The sequence below is a fragment of the Dolichospermum circinale AWQC310F genome, assembly GCF_000426925.1.
Classification (GTDB): Bacteria; Cyanobacteriota; Cyanobacteriia; order Cyanobacteriales; family Nostocaceae; genus Dolichospermum; species Dolichospermum circinale.
Window position 1 is genome coordinate 40,432 of the sequence record NZ_KE384705.1, and the last position, 3,493, is coordinate 43,924.

Sequence of the window (3,493 nt, forward strand, 5' to 3'; positions counted from 1 at the left end):
GTTTAAATATCCTAAAAATTGGCAAGAAACGCCAGCCATAGATAAATTAACGCGAATTATCCCGAAAAATATGATCTCATCTTTTCTAACTCCAGAGTTTTTTATCACTATAGATGAGTTATTCCATTCGGAGACTTTGGCAGATTATACTAAGTTTTCTATCGGACAAATTGAAGCATTAGGACAAAATGCGAAAATTATCAAATCTGGACAAATACAACTTGGTGAAACACAAGGTTATCAAGTAGTTTATGAGTTCAGAGATAATATCCACAAGGTAAGTTTCCAAGAAATGCAAGTATGGATTGTTAATGATAAAAAAGCCTATATTCTCACCTATCGCGCTGAAGACAAATCCTATCCAGAGTTTGCGAAAACTGTGGAAGACACGATAATTAAATCCTTTAGACTGGAAAAATCCACCTCTGAAAAACCTACAAGTCCAATCTGGTAATTAAGTCTTAATTACAAAAAAAGGGAATAGGGAACAGGTTACAGGAACAGGGAACAGGGAACAGGGAACAGGGAACAGGGAACAGGGAACAGGGAACAGATAAAAAACACTGACAACTAACAACTGACAACTGACGACTGACAACTGACGACTTATTACTCCACATTGGGCAATAATACTACATTTTAAAGATGTGAAGACCGATCTAGCTATTCTGCCAAATATTTTTACAATGATCCTATTAAACGGTAGTTTGTTATTCTAAAAGCTTATGCAGCCGACTAACCCCAATCAATTTACAGAAAAAGCCTGGGAAGCGATCGCTCACACCCCCGATGTAGCCAAACAGTATCAGCAACAGCAGTTAGAAAGTGAACATCTGATGAAAGGGTTACTGGAACAGGAAGGACTGGCCAGTGCGATTTTCACCAAAGCCGGCGCAAACCTGCAAAAAGTCCGTGATCGTACTGATCAATTCATTCAACGTCAACCCAAGGTATCCGGTTCTAGCAGTTCCGTATATTTAGGACGCAGTTTAGATACATTGTTAGATCGGGCAGAAAAATATCGTCAAGAATTTAAAGACGAATTTATTTCTATTGAACATTTATTACTAGGTTACGCCAAAGATGACCGTTTTGGCAAGGGTCTGTGTCAAGAATTTGGTTTAGATGAAAACAAACTCAAAAATATTATCAAAGAAATTCGGGGGAAACAAAAGGTGACTGACCAAAATCCAGAAGGTAAATATCAATCACTAGAGAAGTACGGACGGGATCTCACGGAAGCCGCCCGCAAAGGTCAACTAGACCCCGTAATCGGTCGTGATGATGAAATTAGACGTACAGTACAAATTCTCTCCCGTAGAACCAAAAATAACCCGGTTTTAATTGGTGAACCTGGGGTGGGGAAAACTGCAATTGCGGAAGGTTTGGCACAGCGCATAGTTGCGGGTGATGTTCCCCAATCTCTCAAAGATCGTAAACTGATTAGTTTGGACATGGGGGCTTTAATTGCGGGGGCTAAATTCCGAGGTGAATTTGAGGAACGTCTCAAGGCCGTATTAAAGGAAGTCACAGAATCTGGTGGCAATATTGTCTTATTTATTGATGAAATTCATACCGTTGTTGGCGCTGGTGCTACCCAAGGGGCGATGGATGCGGGGAATTTATTAAAACCGATGTTGGCGCGAGGTGAGTTACGCTGTATTGGGGCGACAACTTTGGATGAATACCGCAAATATTTGGAAAAGGACGCGGCTTTAGAAAGACGCTTTCAACAAGTTTATGTAGATCAGCCTAATGTGGTTGATACAATTTCCATTTTACGCGGTTTGAAGGAACGTTATGAAGTTCATCATGGGGTGAGAATTTCTGATAGTTCTCTTGTGGCTGCGGCTACTTTATCTAATCGTTATATTAGCGATCGCTTTCTCCCTGACAAGGCCATTGATTTAGTTGATGAAGCCGCTGCTAGACTGAAAATGGAGATTACTTCTAAACCTGAAGAACTGGACGAAATAGACCGGAAAATTCTGCAATTGGAAATGGAAAAACTCTCTTTACAAAAAGAAAGTGATCTTGCTTCCCGTGAACGTTTGGAAAGATTAGAAAAAGAACTGGCTGACTTAAAGGAAGATCAAAGAACTCTCAGTGTACAATGGCAATCTGAAAAAGGTATTATTACTAAAATTCAGTCCATCAAAGAAGAAATTGACCGCGTAAATTTAGAAATTCAACAAGCAGAAAGAAACTATGATCTTAACCGGGCTGCGGAATTAAAATATGGTAAATTAACAGACCTACACCGCCAATTACAAGCGGTAGAAACCGAACTTTCCCAAACCCAAAAAACCGGAAAATCACTATTACGGGAAGAAGTCACAGAAGCCGATATTGCGGAAATTATTTCTAAATGGACAGGTATTCCTCTGCATAAATTGGTAGAATCAGAAAAAGAAAAACTGTTACATTTAGAAGACGAGTTACATCATCGTGTTGTCGGTCAACAGGAAGCTGTTACCGCTGTAGCAGACGCTATCCAACGTTCTCGCGCTGGACTTTCTGACCCCAACCGTCCCATTGCTAGTTTTATCTTCTTAGGTCCCACTGGTGTTGGTAAAACTGAATTAGCTAAGGCTTTAGCGGCTTATATGTTCGACACTGAGGAAGCAATGGTACGAATTGATATGTCCGAATACATGGATAAACATAATGTTTCCCGTTTAATCGGTGCGCCTCCTGGATATGTCGGCTATGAAGAAGGAGGACAATTAACTGAAGCTATTCGTCGTCGTCCTTATGCGGTGATCTTATTTGACGAAATCGAGAAAGCACACCCTGACGTTTTTAATATTTTCCTACAAATTCTTGATGATGGTCGGGTGACAGATGCTCAAGGTCGCACAGTGGACTTCAAAAATAGTATCATCATTATGACCAGTAATATCGGTTCTCAATATATCCTTGATGTAGCTGGGGATGACACCCGTTACGACGAAATGCGGAATCGGGTTATGGAAGCGATGCGAAATAGTTTCCGTCCAGAGTTCTTAAACCGTCTAGACGAATTAATTATTTTCCACAGTTTACAAAAATCGGAATTACGGCATATTGTCCAATTACAGGTAGATAGGTTAAAACAAAGATTAACTGACAGAAAAATATCTTTGAAATTATCTAGTTCTGCCCTTGACTTTTTAGCAGAAGTAGGATATGATCCGGTATTTGGTGCAAGACCATTAAAAAGAGCAATTCAAAGAGAATTAGAAACCCAAATCGCTAAAGCCATTTTACGGGGTGATTTTAGCGACGGTGACACTATTTTTGTAGATGTGCAAAATGAGCGTCTTTCGTTTAATTGCTTATCCGCAGAAGTATTTACGGGTTAGAATGGGTACATGAGTACAGAGTACAGTGGTACAGGAAAGGACAAAGTATTTTCCTGACCACTGACAACTGACCATTGACAACTGACCACTGACCACTGACCACTGACCACTGACCACTGACCACTGACCACTGACCACTGACCACTGAC

Annotated in this window: 2 protein-coding genes and 1 pseudogene; 2 read left to right on the plus strand and 1 reads right to left on the minus strand. The window is 40.4% G+C overall.

Translation table 11 applies throughout. The annotated features are described in order from the left end of the window. Window positions 1-454, plus strand: a pseudogene (locus tag ACIR310F_RS27045) (DcrB-related protein); the annotation flags it as partial. Between the two features lie 271 nt (window positions 455-725). After that, a complete protein-coding gene (gene clpB / locus ACIR310F_RS0117325) occupies window positions 726-3,344 on the plus strand; it encodes an ATP-dependent chaperone ClpB (RefSeq protein WP_028084916.1) in 2,619 nt (872 codons plus the stop codon). Here clpB and ACIR310F_RS27495 read toward each other — a convergent pair. Further along, a partial coding sequence (locus ACIR310F_RS27495; protein ID WP_331271323.1) for a hypothetical protein occupies window positions 3,341-3,493 on the minus strand: 153 nt, incomplete at its 5' end. The two genes, clpB and ACIR310F_RS27495, sit on opposite strands and share 4 nt — an antisense overlap.